Raw genomic sequence first — 16,968 nt, 5'->3', positions numbered from 1 at the left:
CAGTGGCCGTTCCGCGCCGCCCAGGGGACACCATGCCTCAGATGCTTCGCCCGCCGTCCGTCGGACCCATCGTCGGGCACACCACCGATACGAGCGTTCGTCTCTGGATTCGTGCCGCCGATGTTCCGGACCTGCGCACCGTGGGCGTGGCCGCGCTCTACGAGTGGGGCCGCTCGGCGCCGCGGGAGGTGCGCTACTTCCGTCTCCATCGCGAATACGACCGCACCGGCACGGTGGACTTCGAGGGCCTCCAACCCGATACACGCTACACCGCCCGCCTGGGCTCGGTGACGGTGGACAGTCTCGACTCGGAGTTGATCGTCGAGGACGACGAGGTCTTCGAGCGCCTCCCCAAGGACCTGAAGCTGTGGAGGGAAGACTTCCTGCGGCTGGACCCGGAGGTGTCCGAGGCCTCCTTCACCACCCATCCCAGCTCCGAGGACGGCGGCTTCTCCTTCCTCATGGGCTCCTGCCGCTACCCGGGCCTCATGGGCCAGTCCAAGCGCTCGGATGAGATCTTCCAGGCCATGAGCCGGCACGTGGAGCTGGCCCGGAACGAGGAGGCGCTCCCGCCCCGCTTCGTGCTGATGATGGGAGACCAGATCTACGCCGACAAGCTCAACAGGAGCATCCCCATGGGCCGCGCGGACACCTGGCGCGAGTTCCAGGAGCGCTACGTCGAGGCCTTCACCACGCCCTACATCCGCCAGCTCATGCGCTCGGTGCCGACGTACATGATCCTCGATGACCACGAGATCGAGGACAACTGGGTGCAGGCACGCCTCAAAGACGCCCTCAAGAGGGATCTCTTCCACAACGCCATCCGCGCGTACATGAGCTACCAGTGGGTGCACGGGCCTCGGAACTTCGACAAGCGCATCCACTACAGCTTCGACTGCGCCCGGGTTCCCTTCTTCGTGCTCGACGGGCGCACGCAGCGCATCCGCGATGACGCCAATGCGTCCCTCCTCGGCAACCACCTGCTGGGCTACCCCTCCAAGGAAAGTGCCCCCGGATTCAAGGGCCAGCTGGATCAGTTCTGCGATTGGCTCGTGGCGATGCAGGAGCAGCGAGGCAACGTGCCCAAGTTCGTCGTCTCGCCCGGTGTCTTCGTGCCCAATGAGGTGGGCTCGCGCGGTGGCCGCGGTGGGAGCAGCGACTCCTGGCCCGCCTTCCCCGAGACCCGGCGGCGCGTGCTGAGCACCCTCGTCGACAACGGGGTCCAGAACGTCGTCTTCCTCTCCGGTGACGTGCACTGCTCCAACGTGTCGGAGCTCTCCTTCGAGAAGCGGCGCGCGAAACTGCCGCTCAAGGCCTTCTCCATCGTCTCCTCGGCCTTCTACTGGCCCTTCCCGTTCGCCGATGGGGATCCCCTCGGTTTCGTGCACGACTCGAAGGCCGAGGGGGATGGCTTCGACATCGACGGCTCCGTCACCATGCACTACCGCACCCGCGGCTTCGAGCAGGACGACAACTTCACCCAGGTGACCCATGACACGGCCCGGAATGCCCTCGTGGTGCGGAACTTCAGCCGCAAGGGCAAGCTCTTGAAGGAGCCCAACGAGCTGAAGCTCGCGGCGCGTTGATTCACGGGCTCGGCGTGGGGAGCGCGGCCTCCGCGCCGTGCCCCACGTCTCTCGCCCGCCGCCAGGCCCCCGGCCCGATGCCGTGCCAGCGCTTGAATGCCTTGTTGAAGGCCACGGCGCTCTCGTAGCCCACCCGCCCGGCGATCTCCGGAAGGCTGTCGTCCGTCTCGCGCAGCCACTGCGCGGCCTTCATCATCCTCCACCGCGCGAGGTACTGCAGCGGAGGCTCTCCCACGAGCGTGTGGAAGCGCGCGGCGAACCCCGAGCGGGACATGCCGACCTCGGACGCGAGGCGCTCCACCGTCCAGGGCTCGGTCAGGCTCCCATGCATCAGCCCGAGCGCGGCGCCGATGTGGGGATCCGCCAGGGCTCGCAGCCCCGCTTCGTCCGGGCCGGTGGCCGCCGACCGCGCGCGGAGTGCCTGGACGAGCAGCACATCCGCGAGCCGCCCGAGCACGATGGCACTGCCCGGCCCCGGGGCGGAGCTCTCGGCGACGATGAGCTGCACCGTCGCGGCGAGCGAGGGCGCCACTCCCGGCTCGTGGGCGGGGAGGTGGATCGCCGGTGGGAAGGCGGTGAACAGGGGGCTGTGGACACCCGCGCTGAACCGGAAGCAGCCGACGACGAGCGTGCTCACGGACCCCTCTCCGCCGAGCCTGCGCGGTGTCAGCACGGAGCCGCGCAACTGCTCCGAGGCAATGACGTCCCGGGGGGCGAGGGTGCGCCGGGAGCCATCGTCGAGCACATGGGCCGCGCCATGGGGCACCAGCACCACGTCCCCCGCTGACAGGAGGATGGGCGTGTCCATGCCCTCGACCTCGAGCCGCAGGCTGCCTCGCGCCAGCACGTAGAAGGACGAGGTCTCCTTCTTCGGGACGCGGATCGCCCAGGGCGCTCCCAGCTCGAAGCGGCCGAAGAGCTGGGTGGTGAAGCGCATCGTCTCGAGCACGTCCGAGATGACGTCGGCGTGACCGTCCATGTGTCCTGGACGCTCGGGCAACAGATTTGGACTTGCTGGCATTGAGAGTCCATAGCGCTAGGAGCAATTTACGTCCATCACAAATCAGGAGCAGCACATGACAGCCACTCACACTCGCGATGCCGCCAACCTGTTGGACGCCCACCTGGAGCTCATCCCCTCTGATATCGGACGCTGGCTCGAGCTCTTCACCGACGACGCGGTCGTCGAGTTCCCCTACGCGGCCGGGCTCGGGTTGCCCGAGCGCCTGGAGGGCAGGGAGGCGATCCGCCAGTACTTCATGGACACGCCGAAGCACTTCCTGGGGCTCACCTTCACGAACGTCCGGCGCTACCCCACGACGGAGCCGGACGTCGCGCTCGCGGAGGCGCACGGCTCGGCGACCATCGCCGCCACGGGCAGCACGTACGAGCAGGACTACGTCATGCTGGTGAAGGCGCGGAACGGGAGGATCTCGCTCTACCGGGAGTACTGGAACCCCGTCCCGGGGATCAGGGCCTTCGGGGGTGAGCAGAACCTGCGGAAGGCGGTGAACGCGTCATGAGGACTTCCTCCAGTGGAAACTCCGCCCGCGTCCTCGTCATCGGGGCGACGGGGAACACGGGAAGGCACATCGTCTCGCGCCTGATGGAGCTCGGCCTCACCGTCCGCACCGCGACGCGCGGAGAGCGCCCCTCGGACAGCACCGCCGAGCACGTGCGCTTCGATTGGGCCGATCCGGCCAGTCATGACGAGGCGCTGTCCGGCGTGGACCGGATGTATCTGATCGCCCCGGGGATGGTGGAGGACCCCTCCACCCTCATGCTGCCCTTCATCGAGCGGGCGGTGGCGCGGGGCGTGCGGCGTGTCGTCCTGTTGAGCTCGTCCGCCGTGTCCGAGGGCTCTCCGGGGCTGGGGACCGTGCACCGGTACTTGCGTGAACGCGTGCCGGAGTGGGCCGTGCTCCAGCCCGCGTGGTTCATGCAGAACTTCGTGAACGAGCGGCACCACCATGGCGCCAGTCTCAAGCACGACGGGGTGGTCGTGACGGCCACGGGCGAGGGCCGCGTCGGGTTCGTCGATGCCCGGGACATCGCGGAGGTCGCCGTCCAGGCGCTCGCCGACGAGCGCTCCCATGACACCGCGCATGTCATCACCGGACCCCAGGCGCTGAGCTATGGGGAGCTCGCGGGAGTGATCTCCCAGGTGACCGGCCGGCCGATGCGGCACGTGCAGGTGGACGGCGAGAAGGTCCGCCAGCACATGATGGGCGCGGGGATTCCGGAACGGTATGCGTGGTTGCTCGCCGGGCTCGAGGAGTCCATCCGGCAGGGGACGGAGGCTCGTGTGACCGACACCGTCTCGCGCGTGACCGGCCGCCCTCCGCGCTCCTTCGAGGACTTCGCGCGGGAGCACGCCGTGTTCTGGAAGTAAGTGCCTCCGGCCACGGTATTGCACTGCGTGAGGGTCATGCGGAAATCTTCCCTCATGGTCACTCGTCGCCCACCCGAGTCAGAGTCCACGGAGCGAAACGCCCCGTCCGTCGAGGCGGCCTTCCAGGCTGCTCCAGAAGAGATGGTGGCCGAGATCCTGGATGGTGAGCTGTACCTCAGCCCACGCCCGGCCCGTCCCCACGCCAACGTGGCGTCCAACCTGGGCGGCATCCTCATGGCCCCCTTCAAGTTTGGCAGGGGCGGCCCAGGTGGGTGGGTCATCATCGACGAGCCGGAATTGCACTTCGGCCCCCGCCCGGACAAGGTCGTGCCGGACCTTGCCGGGTGGAGGCGTGCTCGCCTGCCGGACGCTCTTGGAGGCGACGAGGCGCCAGCTCACTACGACCTGGCCCCGGATTGGGTGTGCGAAGTGCTCTCCGAGCGCACGCGCAGCAGGGACAAGGGCCAGAAGATGCGCATCTACGCCCGGGAAGGGGTACGCCATCTGTGGCACGTGGACCCATTGGCCCGCATGCTCGAGATCTTCCGGCTTCAGGATGGTCAGTGGATCCTCGTTCATTCCTTGTCAGGAGAGGAGCGGGTGCGCGTCGAGCCCTTCGAGGCCATCGAGCTCGAACTGGCGCTCCTCTGGTCCAGATAGTGATTCCTCATGTCTCGCGAGCCTCCCATCGTCCTGCCCATCTCGCTGCCCCTGCTCGGGCACGCCAACCCCTGGGCACTCCTGCTCGCGAAGGAGGAGGGTTTTTCGCTCTCCGCTGCCTCCCTCCTGTCCGAACGCTACGCCTTCAAGAGCGATGAGAAGCCCTTCGTGAGGGAATTGCTGCGCCGAAAGCGCAACGTGTGGGCCTTCCGGTGTGACCAGCGCCGCTTCGCCGGTGATTTCGTCGTGGTGGATATGTCCGAGCCTCGCCCCGAGCGGCGATGGGTGGTCGTGTTGGATCTCAAGATGGGCGCTCCGCTCGTGCTCGGCGGTGGTGGGGCCGGTGTGCAGCTCACCCAGGCCCAGCTCGCCGTGGAGGCGCTCGCCTCGCGCCAGGGCGTCATCACCCCCGGAGCCCGGTACGAGCTGGCCACCGGCGACAAGGGTGTCATCCTCGACTGGCTTCGCGCTGGTCGGCGACGGGGGCGATCCGCGTAGACAGAGGGAAGACCCTCACCCTGGCCCTCTCCCAGAGGGAGAGGGGATGTCCACGGTCTTCAACGCATTTGACGCAGGTTCTCGAGCAGCTCGGGCAGTACCGTGTCCGATTCTCCGGGCACCAACACGGTGTCGAGGCTCCGTGACAGACGGGACGCCGTGCGCTTGAGCTCCACCACCGGCACACCGTTCGCTCGCGCGATGCGCGGCAGCTCCGAGGCCGGTGCCACGTCCATGGCCGTGCCCACCACCAGCAACGCGTCGCACCGCAGGACGAGCTCGAGCGCCTGGCCCATCCGCTCCGGCGCCACCCGCTCCCCGAAAAGCACGACGTCCGGTCGCAGTGGACCATCGCAACGCTCACAGCGCGGCGGACGCTGCGCGGCGGTCTCCACGTAGGAACCCGCGGTCCTCCCGGGCCGTGCATCGCAGGCATGGCACCGGGTCTCGAGCAGTGTGCCGTGTAGCTCGATGACGGGTGGCATCGGCACGGATTCGCCATGCACTTCCCGGTGCGCCGCCTGGTGCAGCCCATCCACGTTCTGCGTGACGATGCCGATCAAGTCCGGGCACGCCGCGAGCGCCAGGTGCGCCGCATCCGGACGGTGCCGTCCCTCGCCCAGGAAGTCGGCGATCACCTCCCAGAGCACGTTCGGGGCCTCGCGGAACTTGAACACCGACACGGCCGCGTCCCGGTCCCAGCGTTGCCACAGCTCCTTGCGCGTGGCCAGGCCGCTGCCCACCGAGATCCCCGAGCCGGTCAGCGCCAGGATGGAGCGCGCTCCCGCCAGCAGGCGCGCGGCTTCCAGCGGTGTCATGACCCGTGTCTCCCGCCCCCCGGATGACTCCGGGTGGGGTGCTTCCTCGCGCGGGGGCTCTCGCTCCTCGAGCAGCTCCGTCACCAGCGGCGCGGCGCATCGTGCCAATGGCCGCGCTCCGGGGAGCGGATCATTCAAGGCATCCACGAGCTGCCCGCGGACCCTGTGCGCCAGCACGGGAGGGAGGGCGCCCGGACCCGGCTCGAGGCTCGACTGGAGGAGCGAGATCGCCTCCGCCCGATGGCCGGCGAACCGCAGCGCGACGCCCAGCTGGTAGCGCGAAATCCTGTGCCCGGGGTGGATGGCGAGCGCCCGGGACAGCCAGGACATGGCCTCCTGGAGCTCTCCCGCCACGAGGGCCAGGCCTCCCAGCTGCGCGCAGGCTGGCGCCAGGGTGGGCTCGAGCTCCAGCGCGGCCAGCAGCTCGTTCCGCGCCTCGGTGAGCTCCCCGCGGAGCCGGTGGGCGATCGCGAGATGGTAGCGCGCACGCGCATCGTCGGGCCCGAGGGAGACGGCCTCTCGCAGGCAGGTGGCGGCTTCGTGCTCCCGGCCCGCCCGCAGCAGCGCGAGTCCCCGGGTGTGCGGCTCGTTCATGGGGTTCCACGCTACGATACTCCCCATGTGCTGGCTCTCGTTCGTTCCCGCCTTGTCCGGCCCCTCGTCCCCAGACCGTCCTGATCGAGCATGACGAACACGGACAAGATCCTGCTGATCCTGGACCTGGATGAGACGCTGATCCATGCCAGCGGCACGAAGCTGGAGCGGGCGGAGGACTTCCTCCTCTTCGATTACTACGTCTACGTCCGGCCCCACGTGGAGCGCTTCCTGACGGAGTGCGCCGCCCACTTCCGTCTCGCGGTCTGGTCCTCCGCCTCCGATGACTATGTCTCCGAGGTCGTGAAGCGCATCTTCCCCCGGCAGCTCACTCCGGAGTTCGTCTGGGGCAGGAGCCGGTGCACCTTCTCGCTCGACAGAGCCCTCGTGCGGGAGTTCGGTTTCGTCGACCCGGGCTCCCACTACAACTACGTCAAGAAGCTGCACAAGCTGAAGCGCAAGGGCTACCGGTTGGAGCGCACCCTGATCGTGGACGACACCCCCGCCAAGTGCGTCCACAACTACGGCAACGCCATCTACGTGCGGGAGTACAACGGCGAGGCGGATGACCAGGAGCTACCCGCCCTTTCCAGGTACCTGGCCACCCTCGCGGATGCCGTCGACGTGAGGGTCCTCGAGAAGCGGCACTGGCGGTCCGCTTCCGCCTCTCAGACCCGGCCCGTCGTGCCCTGAACCAGGTCCTTCATGCGGACCACCAGGTGGGAGTCCTTCGTCCCCAGCGTGCTCGCGTCATCCGTGGGAATCACGTAGCCCTGATCCGCGCCCACGTGCTTCCGGTAGAAGTCCACCACGCCCTGATCCTGCACGTTGGAGGTGGTGGTCTTCTTGATGCCGTACACCGAGCCATCCGCCGTCTTCGCCTTGACCGAGTCCGGGGCGGACGCCAGCAGGTTCTCCATCGTGCCGGACTTCCTGCCACCGCCCTCCGGCTCGATGGTCATCGAGGCGTTCGTGCCCTCGATGTAGCTCACGTCGTAATACGTCTGATTGTCACCGCCGTTGAACTTCACCTCCCCGAGCGTGGCCGCCGCGCCGTCACCGGCGTTGCTGCGGAAATTGCCGGACCAGCCCTGGGGGAACTCCACCGTCCGCGCTTCGCCCGGCTTCAGCGTCACGGAGTCGATCGCCTTGTCGCCAGCATTGGGCGTGAAGTTGACGGTCATCGGCGAGGTTCCATCGTTGGTGAAGGTCATCGTGTTGCCGCCCTTCGCCGCGCCCGGCGCGCCGACGCCATTGGCACCCTCCACGCCCTTCGCCGGAGCCTGCGGTCCCGGCAGGGCCGGGGCGGCCTGGGCGGCCGGGGCACTGGCGCCAACGCCGCCGGCTCCCTCCACGCCCTTCGCCGGAGCCTGCAATCCCGGCAGGGCCTGGCCGCTGGCGCCGCCCTCGCCGCCCAGCAGCTCCGCCGCCTTGGACAGCTCCTGCATCATCCGCGCGAGCTCCTGCACCATCGCCTCCAGGCCACCCGCCTCCAGGCCACCCGACTTCTTCGCGCTCAGCGGGGAGTCGAAGCCATCCACTCCGAACATCTGCCGCGGGGAGACCTTGTTGGCCGGAGTGGGGGAGACCGGCTGGGCGCTGGGGGCGCTCGGGGCGCAGGGCGCGCGCACGGAGGAGGACGGGCAGGCGACGGTCGAACGGGACAGGGAGTTGATGGCCATGACGGTGTTCCTCGGGAGGGCTGTGGAAGGGGGTGACCCTTGCTCGGTCTCATGAGGGCATGAAGCAGGAGGCGTGCCAGCACCCCGCGAGCCCGGTGGGAGCCCCTCTTCCCTCTGGGAGGCCGCTGCGCCGTCACCCGCGGGAGGCCTCGCGCCTGATGACCGCCGTCATCGCCTGGTGACTGTCGTCACCACCCTCCGTCATCAGGGCTTCAGCGCGCCCATCAGCTCCGCGAGCATGTGCACCGGGAAGCGGTGCCAGCTCTGCCAGTAGCGGAACGCGGCGAAGGCGTTCACCGCCACGCCGAAGAGCAGGGCGTTGGCGAGGATCCACCGCGGGACGAAGCGCTGGAACAGGTCCAACTCCAGGGCCTTCACCAGGCCGATGGCCATCAGCGGCAGCAGCAGCGCGCCCATCTCCACATACGAGGTATGGCGCAGTGGCCAGAGCACGAGCGCCAACGCGAGCAGGGCGAGAAAGATCCGATGCGAACGGGAAACAGCCATCGGCTCACACCATAGCGTTCCACTCCCTCTGTTGCTGGAGCCCTTACGTTGCATTCCCAAAAAAGAGGGCTGTACACTTCTTCAGGGTTTCGCATTCAAGCCAGGGCTTCGCGGTAGACGGCCCGGCTCACGCGACGGGGGGGTGCTTCATGGCGGTGAACCCGAGTTCCAACAGGCGCGTCCTCATCGTCGATGACAACGAGGACATCCACGATGATTTCCGCCGGATCCTCCAGCCCCGGGTGGACACCTCCGAGCTGGATGACCTGGAGGCGATGCTCCTGGGTGAAGCCCCGGCCATGCCCAGACCGCCGACGTTCGAGCTGACGAGTGCCTACCAGGGCGCCGAGGCGCTCGAGAAGGTCCGCGAGGCGCTGAAGGCTGGCACTCCCTATGCGCTGGCGTTCATGGACATGCGGATGCCTCCCGGGTGGGACGGCGTCGAGACGCTCTCGCGCATCTGGCGGGAGGATCCGAACCTCCAGGCCGTCATCTGCTCGGCGTACTCGGACTTCTCGTGGGAGAGCATCAGCGCCCGGTTCGGCCAGACGGATCGCTTCCTCATCCTCAAGAAGCCCTTCGATGCCGTCGAGGTCCGCCAGATGGCGTGTGCGCTGGTGGAGAAGTGGGCCCACCACGCCGCGAACCAGCAGGCCGAGCAGGCGCTGCACGGGAACGAGGCGCGGCTGCGCGCGCTGCTCCAGGTGCTCCCGGACGCACTGCTGCGCATCGCCGCGGATGGTACCTGTCTCGATTTCCAGCCGTCCCGCGAGGCCGCTCCGGCTCCGCGGCTGGTCTTCCCTCCAGGTGGAAGGCTGGCGAACTCCCTCCCGGTGCACGTTGCCCGGGAGCTGCTCGCCTGGTTGGGCCAGGCCCTCGGAGGGGGTCCGGCGCGGGTCCTCGAGTTCGAGCTCCCGGTGGACGGCGAGACGCGGTGCATCGAGGCACGGATCGCCGCCATCGATCCGGCGGAGGCATTCGTGCTGCTGCGCGACGTCACCGCGCCCCGGCGCGCCGGGGCTTCCGCTCCGCACCTTCGTCCCTGAAGACCACCTGGCGGAGGGTGCATGAAGGTCCTCGCACGCAACAGCTTCCTGCTCCTCGGCCTCGCCGGTGCCTTCGCGCTCGTGGGCAGTGCCTTCCTGTGGTGGTTCATGGGTGAGCCGGAGGCCGTGCGGGCACCGGCCCCCGTGCTGGCGCCCGCCCCGGCGGAGCACCCCCCATCCGCCGGGAAGACCATCCGGCTCGCCATGTCCGCGGCCTATGTCTCGGAGCTGGGGGTCGGCGTCTACGCGCGGCTCGCCAGGTACCTGACGGAGAAGACCGGCATCCCCATCGAGTTCGTCACCGGGCTGTCGTACGGGACCATCAACAGCATGCTCGAGGAGGGAACCGTCCAGAGCGGCTTCATCTGCGGCCAGCCGTACGTCCTGCTCCACGACGACCCCCAGCCCAAGGCCTGGCTCATCGCCGCGCCCATCATGAAGGCCGCCCGGTACAAAGGGCAGCCCATCTATTTCTCGGATCTCATCGTCCGCGAGGACAGCCCCTTCCAGCGCCTCCAGGATCTGAAGGGCCGGACCTACGTCTACAACGATGAGATCTCCAACGCGGGCTACAACATGCCCCGCTACCGCATGCTCGAGCTCGGGCTGACGCAGGGCTTCTTCGGCAAGGTCCTCCGGTCCGGCTCCCACGAGGAGTCCATCCGCATGGTGGCGGACGGAGAGGCGGATGCGAGCTACGTCGACAGCCTCGTGCTCGATTACGACCGGGAGAAGGGCATCGGGCATGCCCACGCGGTCCGTGTCATCGAGAGCGCCGGCCCCTCCTCCATCGGGCCGCTCGTCGCGTCCTCCAAGATGCCGGTGGAGCAGCGCGACAAGCTCCAGCATGCGCTCGTGACGATGCACGAGGATCCAGAGGGGCGGCAGATCCTCGACGAGGCGTTGCTGGAGCGGTTCACCCTCGTACAGGACAGCCACTACGACGGCATCCGCTCCATGATGGTGGCCGCGGAGAAGGCGGGCTTCACCGCCATCCGGTGAGCATGGGAGGCCGCGGATGGCGCACAAGCTGCGACAGCTGCTCTGGCCCTTGTTGGGGATGCTCGCGCTGAGCATCGCCCTGCAAGCGGCCTCGTTGGTGGCGGTGGTGGAGATCGACGCGCGGGTGGACCGGAACCGGCGGTACGCCGTGGCCGCGACGAGCCTGTTCGACATCGTCGAGCAGTTCGAGAACGCGACCTACCTCGCCCTCGTCGGGCTGGCGGCGTCCGATTGGGAGATGTTGCTCCGGCAGCGGGCGGCCGCCCAGGCCCTGGCCGAGCGCTTCACCACCCTGAGCGGGGCGATGCTGCGAGGGGATGGGCAGGGGACTCTCGGGGAGCTGCCGCCCGAGGGCATCCAGGAGCCCGAGGCACTCGGGGCGCTCACCGCCCTGATGAAGTCGTGGGACAAGGCCAACGTGGCCCATGTGCGCGTGCTCCGCTCCGAGAACCACGCGCTCAAGAACAACCCCGAGCTGGAGGAGTTCCGCGCCGCGTCGCAGGGCCTGTCCGAGGCGGCCCTGGAGGTCTCCGTGCTGCTCCAGAACCACCGCCGGGAGGAGTTGCGGCTGCTCGGGTTGATCCAGCGCGTCATCCCGGTGGGCGCCTTCCTGCTGACACTCCTGCTCTTCGGGTTCGTCATCCAGCGCATCTTCCTGCCATTCGTCGCCTCGACGGAGGAGCTCGAGCAGAGCGAGACCGCGCTGCGCGTTGCCCGCGATGAGCTCGAGCGCCGGGTCGCCGAACGGACCGAGGAGCTCGCGCGGGCCAACGAGGCGCTGCGCCATGCCCACGATGGACTCGAGCTTCGCGTCAAGGAGCGCACGCAGGAGCTGAAGGACACCCAGCGCCGTGCCGTGGAGCTCGCGCGCCAGGCGGGCATGGCCGAGCTCGCCACGAACGTGCTCCACAACGTGGGCAACGTCCTGAACAGCATCAACACCTCGGCCACCCTCCTCGGCGAGCGGCTGCGAGCGCTCCGTCTACCGCCGCTGCTCAAGCTCGCCGGCCTGCTGGAGGAACACCGTGCCGACCTCGGGACCTTCGTGACGGGGGACGAGCGCGGGCGGCGCCTGCCCGAGTTCCTCGGCAAGCTCGGGGAGAACCTGGCCACCGAGCGCGACGAGATGCTGGCCATGACGGAGGCCCTCCACCGCCACGTCGATCACATCCGGACGATCGTCGAGCTGCAGCAGGGCTACGCCGTGTCCTCGAGCCTCGTGGAGGCGGTCTCCCTGGAGGAGTTGATCGAGGACGCCCTGCGGATCAACGGGGCCGCGCTCGGGCGGCATGGCGTCTCGCTCGAGCGGCACATCGCCCCATTGCCGCGCCTGATGGTGGACAAGCACAAGCTGCTGCAGATCATCCTGAACCTCATCAGCAACGCCAAGTACGCGCTGAACGGCAACCCGCCCGGCGAGCGGCGGCTCATCGTGAAGGTCGAGCGCCTCGCGGAGGAGCGCGTGAGCGTGGAGGTGAGCGACAACGGCATGGGCATCGCGCCGGAGCTGCTGACGAAGATCTTCCAGCACGGCTTCACCACGCGGAAGGAAGGGCACGGCTTCGGTCTGCACTCGTGCGCGCTCGCCGCCCGCTCCATGGAGGGTTCACTCATGGTGCACAGCGAGGGTCTCGGGAAGGGGGCCACCTTCACGCTCGAGCTGCCCTTCCGCCCCGATACCGGGACGCCGGGGCAGGTGACCGCATAGGGCGCGGGTGCCTTCGACTCTGATAGAAGCGGGGACGGACCTGGGTGCTCATCGAATGCCTTCAGACATGAACGTCGGCTGCCGCGCACTGGACGTCGAGGATGGAATTCAAGGCGCACGTATTCCCGTGCGGGTTCTCTACCCAACGCGAGCGCCCGAGCGGCTCGAGCAGTTCGGACCGTATCCGCTCTCCGTCGCCACCGATGCCCCGGTGGAAGGTGAGCGGCTCCCGCTCGTCATCATCAGTCACGGGACGGGCGGTTCTCCGTGGACCTACCGCGGGATGGCGGCGCACCTGGCTCGTGCCGGTTTCGTCGTGGCCCTTCCGGAGCATCCAGGCAACAGCCGCTCCGACAACAGCCTGGCGGGGACGGCCGTGAACCTCGAGAACCGGCCCCGGCACGTGCGCCTCGTGCTCGACGCGCTCCTTGGGGACGCGCGGCTGGGCCCGAGCCTCTCGCCCGCCGGGGTGGGGGTGGTTGGCCATTCGATGGGTGGATACACCGCGCTGGCGGTGGCCGGTGGGCGCCCGTCCTCCTTTCCGAACGAGTCGCCCGATGGGCAACCCCGGGCCGTTCCGGTCGTTCGCGACCCTCGCGTCCGCGCGCTGGTGCTGCTCGCGCCCGCGTCGCCCTGGTTCATGGCCGAGGGGGCTCTTGCTGGCGTGGATGTCCCCATCCTGATGCGCACGGCGGAGCTCGATGAGCACACGCCCGCCATGCACGCGGACATCATCCTCCGGGGTGTTCCCCGCCCGGAGCGCATCGACCATCGGGTCGTCCCGAACGCGGGCCACTTCTCCTTCCAGAGCCCGTTCCCTCCGGCGATGACGAGCCCCGGGTTTCCTCCTTCCCAGGATCCGAAGGGCTTCGACCGTGCCGCGTTCCAGCCGGTGCTCCACGCGGAGATCCTGACGTTCCTCCGGGATGCGCTCGGGAATCAGCGCCCCCAGGCGTGAGGACGGATGGCCATGCGCGGGCGGCTCATCCTGGCGATGGTCCTGGTGGGGTTGGGACTCGTGCTGCTCTGGGTCTCGCGCTCCGGAGGGCAGGGGGCCGGGGAGGGCTCGAGCGGGGTGATGACGACCGCGCGGAAGGATGATGCTGCCGCGGGCACGTTGCCACACGAAGCGCCGGTCCGCGTGAACGAGGGCCGCGCGCCATCCCCGGTCCAGGTGCCCGGCGAGGCGGAGGGTGTCCTGGTCGTGGAGGTGCTCGCGGCGGGTGGGAAGCCGGTGCCCGGCGCCAGCGTGCGGCTCCACAGGCGTGACGCGCGGGACGCCCAGCCCGAGGTGGAGCCCTGGCGTCTGGTGGGCACGGGCCAGACGGATGCGCGAGGAGTCATCCGGCTCGCATCCGGGCCCGGCCGGTATCTGGTGGCGGTGCGTGCCCGGGGTCATGCGCCGCTCTTGCGCGACGTGGTGCGTCCGTTCGGTGAGCCGCGCACCTCCTTGCGCCTCACGCTGGAACCGGGTCAGTCCCTCACCGGCCGCACCGTGGTGCAGGGCACGGAAGAGCCGCTGCCCCTGGTGGAGCTCGTCCTCACGGCGCATGGCCGGGAGTTGGAGTTCTGGCAGCGCGCCGAGGCTCCCGCCGAGGAACGTGTGTACGCCACGAGTGACGAGCGGGGACGATTCGTCGTGGGCGGACTCGCCCCGGGGGTCTATCAGTTGGAAGCCCGTGCGCCCGGGCACGCGCGAGCGGTGCTGAGCCAGGTGAAGGTGCCCACGGACGGGCCGCTGACGGTGGCGCTCCGGGCGGCGTGTGTCATCGAGGGCTTCGTCGTGGATGCGCGGGGACTTCCGGCCACGGACGCCGAGGTACGGGTGAGCGGAGAGGCGGCCCAGGTGGTGACCACCGGGGCGGGAGGCGGCTTCTCCGTCGAGGTGGAGCCCGGAGCCCACACCGTGTCCGCGCGGCGAGGCGAGGAAGCGGGGGGCCTGGACGCGCCCGTGCTCGCGCGGGCGGGGAAGACGGTGCGCGAGGTGCGGATCCAGCTCGGACCGGGCGCGGTGCTGGAGGGCCGTGTGGTGGCCCGGTCCTCGGGAGCACCGGTGGAGGGGGCTCGCGTCGATGTCAGCCCCCAGGGCGGTACCGGGGACTCCGGCCGCGCGATGACGGATGGCGAGGGCCACTTCCTGGTGAGTGGGCTCGCGGCCGGGGGTTACGACGTGAGGGTGAGCGCGCCGGGCTTCTCGACGGCCTGGCGGCGTGGCCTGACAGTGCGCCCGGGGGAGCGGTTCCCCGTCAGCATCGTGCTCACGGGCACCGGCTCGGTGGAGGGCGAGGTGAGGGATACGGCGGGGCGGCCGGTGACGGGCGCGCGGGTGATGGCGCCCAACCGCTCGGGCGAAGGGGCGGGCCTCCTGTTCATCGAGTCCCGGACCGACGCCACGGGACACTACCGGCTCCAGGGGATCGCCGCGGGCACTCAGTACCTCACCGCGCGCCGGGAGGGCTCGACGGCGGGGGTCAGCAAGCCGGTGGACGTGGGAGAGGTGGGCACGGCCCGGGCGGACTTCACGCTGGAGGGCACGGGCACCGTGGAGGGGGTGGTGCGGGCGGCCCGGGGTCCGCTCCCCACCGGGCGGCTGGATGTGACGGCCGTCGCGCAGGGCGAGGGCCGTTTAGTTGCGTCGGACGTGGGCCGGGCCACGGTCGGGACGGCGGGAGACTTCCGGATGGAGCTGCCCCCGGGCACCTACGGACTGCTGCTCGCGGAGCGCCGGGGCTCCGGCACCAGCGGCTCCCGGCAGGTGCGAGTGGAGGAGGGCAGGACGGTCCGGGTTGAATTGACCTGGGAGGAGCTCCCGGGTGGTGACGAGCTCCAGGGGGTGGTGCTCGAGCCGGACGGAGCGCCTTCTCCAGGCGCCTTCGTCACGCTGGCCTCCCGGAGTGGCTCGGACCCCACCCAGTGGATGATGGGGCACGCGGATGACGAGGGGCGTTTCTCGCTCGGCTTCCCTCCCGCGACGGGCGCCCACAAGGGCCGCCTGACGTTGGTCGCGCGCAATGGTGGGCGGGCGGGCGAGGTGACGGGGGTGAAGCCCGGCGATCAGGGGGTGGTGGTGAGATTGCGGCCCGCGGCCCTGGTGCGAGGCAAGGTGGTGAGCGCTGGCGAGCCCGTGCGGGGGTTCACCATGAGCTACCAGCTCCAGACGGGATTCCTCCCCGGAGACCAGGGCCCCTGGGAGTTCCCCGGGGAGCGCTTCGAGCTACGGGAGATCCCGGCCGAGCCCGTGAAGTTGATGGTGTGGGCGCCGGATGGTTCGAGCGGCGAGGTGCGGATCTCTCCCAACGCGGGAGGGACACTCGAGGTGGAGATTCCCCTCGTGGAGGGCCAGGGCCCTCGTTGAGGATCCGTGGCGCGCGGCCTCAGCGTTGCTTGCGCCGCCACTCCGGTGGGCAGCCATCGCGCAGGACACCGGCCACGGCCACCGCGCAGGCGAAGCTGGTCGTCATGGGCGCATCGCCGCACCAGCGCCCGCCCATGTAGAGCTTCACCTGCCGATGAGGGACGACGTGGTCGACCTTCACTCCGGTGCCGAGTCCCTCCATGAGCGCCGGGTCTCCCACCGACACCACCGAGTCCAGTTGCGCGGGCAGCGTGGGCACTCCGCCCGCGGCACAGGCGATGATGGCTCCCCGAGCCACCGCGCGCTCGAGCACCTCGCGCATCGGCGCCTCCAGGGCGCGGTAGGTCGTCCCGAGGCTCAGGTTGAGCAGGTCCACGCCTACCTCGTCGAGCATCCACCGCAGGGCCTCCACGAGGCACAGCGAATGCGCGCGCACCTCTTGATCGAAGATGCGCGCCACGTAGAGCTCCACCTCCGGCCACGGGCGGACCTGGTCGTGGAGGATGCTCAGGACGGCGGTGCCATGCCCGTTCTCGTCCTGGAGATCCACCGTGCTCGTGCCGGCTCGCCATGCTTCCAGCTCTTCGCGGTCATAGCTGCGCGTCTCCAGTACCCGTGCGCCCAGGTCGAGCGTGAAGCGGGCGCCTCCCGCGAGGTGGATCCCATGCTCGCGCAGGAAGCCCACGTCCACGCCGCTGTCGATGATCCCCAGCTTCACGGGGCCGTGCCTCCGAGCCCCGGGAGCTTCGAGAGTCCGAGCTGCCGTGCCAGGTAGGTTCCCAGGGACACGGACTCCGTTCGTGAAGGGTGCTCGCCCTGGACGGGAAGGTCGAGCCGGACGAACGAGCCCGCGAGGAGCATCCCCACGCAGAGTATTCCGATGAGCAGGGCCGTGAGGGTGCCCAACCGGTTCACGATGAAGACGCCCGGGTGATCGGGATCTTCGAGCAGGGGCAGGTGGGGGGGCTCTTGGTTCATGACAGGTCGCTCAGAGGCCTCCGGTCACATGGGATGAGCCGCGGATATTTCCCCTCGCCCTCCGGGAGAGGGACGGGGTGAGGGTATCGGGTGTACCCGGGTTGAACCCTCTGTCCACACCGTGGGCCACGGGTTGAAGAAC

The 16,968-nt window shown here is 69.3% G+C and carries 18 protein-coding genes; 12 read left to right on the top strand and 6 right to left on the bottom strand.

The window, feature by feature from the left end:
• Positions 1–32: 32 nt before the first annotated feature.
• Positions 33–1,586: an alkaline phosphatase D family protein gene (locus Q664_RS42735; protein WP_052519381.1), complete on the top strand. Its 1,554-nt coding sequence runs from the start codon at positions 33–35 to the stop codon at positions 1,584–1,586.
• Position 1,587: 1 nt separating this feature from the next.
• Here the strand turns inward: Q664_RS42735 and Q664_RS42730 are convergent, their stop codons facing one another.
• A complete protein-coding gene (locus Q664_RS42730; RefSeq protein ID WP_235217093.1) occupies positions 1,588–2,565 on the bottom strand; it encodes an AraC family transcriptional regulator in 978 nt (325 codons plus the stop codon).
• A 97-nt stretch (positions 2,566–2,662) separates the two neighbouring features.
• Here Q664_RS42730 and Q664_RS42725 point away from each other — a divergent pair, with 97 nt between their 5' ends.
• Genes Q664_RS42725 through Q664_RS42710 form a run of 4 tightly spaced genes read left to right on the top strand, consistent with a single transcriptional unit; the run spans position 2,663 to position 5,136 of the window.
• The gene (locus tag Q664_RS42725; protein ID WP_043410172.1) at positions 2,663–3,109 is read left to right on the top strand and encodes a nuclear transport factor 2 family protein; all 447 of its coding nucleotides are present in this window, start codon (positions 2,663–2,665) and stop codon (positions 3,107–3,109) included.
• Positions 3,106–3,978 (top strand): SDR family oxidoreductase, encoded by an 873-nt coding sequence (locus Q664_RS42720; protein WP_043410170.1) that lies wholly within the window; start codon positions 3,106–3,108, stop codon positions 3,976–3,978. The genes Q664_RS42725 and Q664_RS42720 overlap by 4 nt, the downstream gene beginning before the upstream one ends.
• 54 nt (positions 3,979–4,032) lie before the next feature.
• Positions 4,033–4,638: a Uma2 family endonuclease gene (locus Q664_RS42715; protein WP_043410169.1), complete on the top strand. Its 606-nt coding sequence runs from the start codon at positions 4,033–4,035 to the stop codon at positions 4,636–4,638.
• Between the two features lie 9 nt (positions 4,639–4,647).
• On the top strand, positions 4,648–5,136 hold the full coding sequence (locus Q664_RS42710) for a hypothetical protein (protein WP_043410167.1): 489 nt from the start codon (positions 4,648–4,650) through the stop codon (positions 5,134–5,136).
• A 59-nt stretch (positions 5,137–5,195) separates the two neighbouring features.
• Here Q664_RS42710 and Q664_RS53440 read toward each other — a convergent pair whose 3' ends face one another.
• A complete protein-coding gene (locus Q664_RS53440; protein ID WP_052519379.1) occupies positions 5,196–6,548 on the bottom strand; it encodes a Sir2 family NAD-dependent protein deacetylase in 1,353 nt (450 codons plus the stop codon).
• 90 nt (positions 6,549–6,638) lie between these two features.
• Here Q664_RS53440 and Q664_RS42700 point away from each other — a divergent pair, with 90 nt between their 5' ends.
• Complete coding sequence (locus Q664_RS42700; protein WP_043410163.1) at positions 6,639–7,241, top strand: NIF family HAD-type phosphatase; 603 nt, start codon at positions 6,639–6,641, stop codon at positions 7,239–7,241.
• Here the strand turns inward: Q664_RS42700 and Q664_RS42695 are convergent.
• Positions 7,217–8,230 (bottom strand): glycoside hydrolase 64/thaumatin family protein, encoded by a 1,014-nt coding sequence (locus Q664_RS42695; RefSeq protein WP_043410160.1) that lies wholly within the window; start codon positions 8,228–8,230, stop codon positions 7,217–7,219. The genes Q664_RS42700 and Q664_RS42695 overlap by 25 nt on opposite strands.
• Before the next feature lie 59 nt (positions 8,231–8,289).
• Between Q664_RS42695 and Q664_RS62435 the strand changes: the two genes are divergently transcribed.
• The gene (locus Q664_RS62435) at positions 8,290–8,412 is read left to right on the top strand and encodes a hypothetical protein (RefSeq protein WP_268811446.1); all 123 of its coding nucleotides are present in this window, start codon (positions 8,290–8,292) and stop codon (positions 8,410–8,412) included.
• Between the two features lie 22 nt (positions 8,413–8,434).
• Here the strand turns inward: Q664_RS62435 and Q664_RS42690 are convergent, their stop codons facing one another.
• Positions 8,435–8,737, bottom strand: a complete 303-nt coding sequence (locus tag Q664_RS42690) for a hypothetical protein (protein WP_043410157.1) — start codon at positions 8,735–8,737, stop codon at positions 8,435–8,437.
• 149 nt (positions 8,738–8,886) lie between these two features.
• On the opposite strand from Q664_RS42690, the gene Q664_RS53435 reads away from it, so the two are divergent.
• The 5 genes from Q664_RS53435 (at position 8,887) to Q664_RS62430 (ending at position 15,848) form a co-directional block, all read left to right on the top strand.
• Positions 8,887–9,783 carry a response regulator gene (locus tag Q664_RS53435; protein WP_052519378.1) on the top strand — a complete coding sequence of 299 codons (897 nt, stop codon included), beginning with the start codon at positions 8,887–8,889 and terminating at the stop codon, positions 9,781–9,783.
• A gap of 21 nt (positions 9,784–9,804) precedes the next feature.
• Entirely contained in the window at positions 9,805–10,785 is a 981-nt protein-coding gene (locus Q664_RS42680) for a PhnD/SsuA/transferrin family substrate-binding protein (RefSeq protein ID WP_052519377.1), read from the top strand.
• Positions 10,786–10,801: 16 nt separating this feature from the next.
• Positions 10,802–12,493, top strand: coding sequence for a sensor histidine kinase (locus Q664_RS53430; protein WP_052519376.1), 1,692 nt, complete (start codon positions 10,802–10,804; stop codon positions 12,491–12,493).
• A gap of 67 nt (positions 12,494–12,560) precedes the next feature.
• The gene (locus Q664_RS42670; RefSeq protein WP_200883849.1) at positions 12,561–13,451 is read left to right on the top strand and encodes an alpha/beta hydrolase family protein; all 891 of its coding nucleotides are present in this window, start codon (positions 12,561–12,563) and stop codon (positions 13,449–13,451) included.
• Positions 13,452–13,463: 12 nt separating this feature from the next.
• Positions 13,464–15,848: a carboxypeptidase-like regulatory domain-containing protein gene (locus Q664_RS62430; RefSeq protein WP_152622657.1), complete on the top strand. Its 2,385-nt coding sequence runs from the start codon at positions 13,464–13,466 to the stop codon at positions 15,846–15,848.
• Positions 15,849–15,867: 19 nt separating this feature from the next.
• Here the strand turns inward: Q664_RS62430 and Q664_RS42660 are convergent, their stop codons facing one another.
• Complete coding sequence (locus Q664_RS42660; protein ID WP_043410152.1) at positions 15,868–16,566, bottom strand: S8/S53 family peptidase; 699 nt, start codon at positions 16,564–16,566, stop codon at positions 15,868–15,870.
• Complete coding sequence (locus tag Q664_RS42655) at positions 16,563–16,826, bottom strand: hypothetical protein (RefSeq protein WP_043410150.1); 264 nt, start codon at positions 16,824–16,826, stop codon at positions 16,563–16,565. The genes Q664_RS42660 and Q664_RS42655 overlap by 4 nt, the downstream gene beginning before the upstream one ends.
• Between the last annotated feature and the right edge of the window lie 142 nt (positions 16,827–16,968).

Source organism: Archangium violaceum Cb vi76, from assembly GCF_000733295.1.
Lineage (GTDB): Bacteria > Myxococcota > Myxococcia > Myxococcales > Myxococcaceae > Archangium > Archangium violaceum.
The sequence above is the reverse complement of the archived record's forward strand: the minus strand, read 5'-3'. Positions and strand labels throughout refer to the sequence as shown.